The sequence below is a fragment of the Maribacter ulvicola genome (genome assembly GCF_900155985.1).
GTDB lineage: Bacteria > Bacteroidota > Bacteroidia > Flavobacteriales > Flavobacteriaceae > Maribacter > Maribacter ulvicola.
In genome coordinates this window covers 1-1,650 of sequence record NZ_FTMA01000020.1, presented here as the reverse complement: position 1 = coordinate 1,650, position 1,650 = coordinate 1, and the positions used below count along the sequence as shown (strand labels likewise).

Annotated in this window: 3 protein-coding genes; 1 reads left to right on the top strand and 2 read right to left on the bottom strand. The window is 34.2% G+C overall.

The annotated features are described in order from the left end of the window. Positions 1 to 169: 169 nt before the first annotated feature. Both BW936_RS19285 and BW936_RS19280 read right to left on the bottom strand, forming a co-directional pair. A complete protein-coding gene (locus BW936_RS19285) occupies positions 170 to 472 on the bottom strand; it encodes a type II toxin-antitoxin system RelE/ParE family toxin (RefSeq protein WP_076551512.1) in 303 nt (100 codons plus the stop codon). After that, positions 469 to 711, bottom strand: a complete 243-nt coding sequence (locus tag BW936_RS19280; protein WP_076551510.1) for a type II toxin-antitoxin system ParD family antitoxin — start codon at positions 709 to 711, stop codon at positions 469 to 471. The genes BW936_RS19285 and BW936_RS19280 overlap by 4 nt, the downstream gene beginning before the upstream one ends. A gap of 460 nt (positions 712 to 1,171) precedes the next feature. Between BW936_RS19280 and BW936_RS19275 the strand changes: the two genes are divergently transcribed. Beyond that, positions 1,172 to 1,650 (top strand): IS110 family transposase (locus BW936_RS19275; RefSeq protein ID WP_143744229.1); only part of this gene is annotated, 479 nt, incomplete at its 3' end.

Genomic DNA, 1,650 nt, shown 5'->3' with positions numbered 1-1,650 from the left:
ATTTATAAAAAGTATGGTTCAATTCGTGAAAAGCCTTTTTCAACTGCACCTGAAATTTAGGTTCAGCTTTTAACATGGCATAAAAAAAGCCCCTTGACAAGCCTTATATCGATAGTGATTATTTCTAATCATAGGATTGTGCAACGGTTACCGGTGTTGTGTGCAGTTTTTATTTCAGTCGTTTTTTAAGGTCCATTCTTTGATGCAATACTCTGACGATTTCCACAATCTCATTATCTACTTTTCTGTAAAAAATCAAATGGGATTTGGTTTTCGTAACTCGATAGTTTTTTCGAGTTTGCTCTGCGGATTTTCCAATAAGATAGTTGTCCGCAATAAATTCAATTTCCGCTATTATTAAATCGTAATATCTGTCAGCTTGTTCTTTAGACCATTTGTTAAGGGTGTAAACCCAAATTTTATCTAAATCCTCAATCGCTTGTTGGCTTATGCGATATTTATTTTTACTCATAAGTGTTTACGATGTAATTCTTTCAGATGTTGTTTTGGGTCAAAATTTTCAACAAATCCACTATTTTCTCCAACTTCTAGAGCTTTAATTAGTTCTCTTTCTTTTTTTTCTTCACGTTCTAATAAACGTAATGCAGAACGAATTACTTCGCTAACCGAACCATATCTGCCAGAATTTACTTCTTCTCTGATAAAATTATCAAAATGATTTCCGAGTGATATTGATGTGTTTTTTCCCATTTTGACTATAATTTTAATTAAAAATACCAAATCTTGGTAACGTAGCCAAATTGCACACAACGGATTTGTGTATGAAACGTAGCGTGTAAAAAGACACTAACTTTTCGGGTTAACACAGAGCCGAATTTTTATATTTTGTTTTTAATTTTTCTCTTTTTAAAAAGCCAAATTATAAATTTGGCGGTCTTAGCAAGTAAAACACAAACTTTTTGGTTAATCACTTATTACTGCTATGTTTTATACACGGCTTAAGTTTGATTCTCAGTAAATTGTTGATATAATTAGAAAGAACAAAAGAGAGAATTAAGGTGTACTATACACGGTGAAGCTTCAGACTTCGACAACATTGATAATCCTCTCTCTTTTACTACTTAGATCACGTTCAGTTCTGTGAGACTTTAGATCTCGTTTTCAAGTTGTTGTGAGCAGAAGTAGCCGGTTCTTTCATAAATCATTTTCTATGAATAAATATAAAGAAACTTTTGGAGTTGACATCAGTAAAGATGTCTTTGATGTACATGGTAGTAAAACAGGTTGCCACCAGTATAAGAACAATGAAGCGGGGTTCAGGAAATACCTAAAGGAATTGCCCAAAGGTTCATTGGTGGTTATGGAAGCTACCGGTTACTATCATTATAGACTTGCCCAGTTTCTTTACAAAAATGGAGTAATAGTTTCAGTAGTAAACCCATTATCTGTCAAACGTTTCATTCAAATGAAACTTGCCAAGGTAAAAACGGATAAGAGCGACGCCAAGGCCATATGTGAGTATGCCCTTATCAACGAAGTTCCTATTTACAATGCCTTGACGGATGTCCAGAGTGAATGCTTACAGTTGTTCCGCTTATTGGATACCTATTTAAAACAACGTACCGCAACCAAGAACAAGATACATGGGGAAGCTGTTCTGGGTATACCCTCAAAGTTTGTTTATCGATC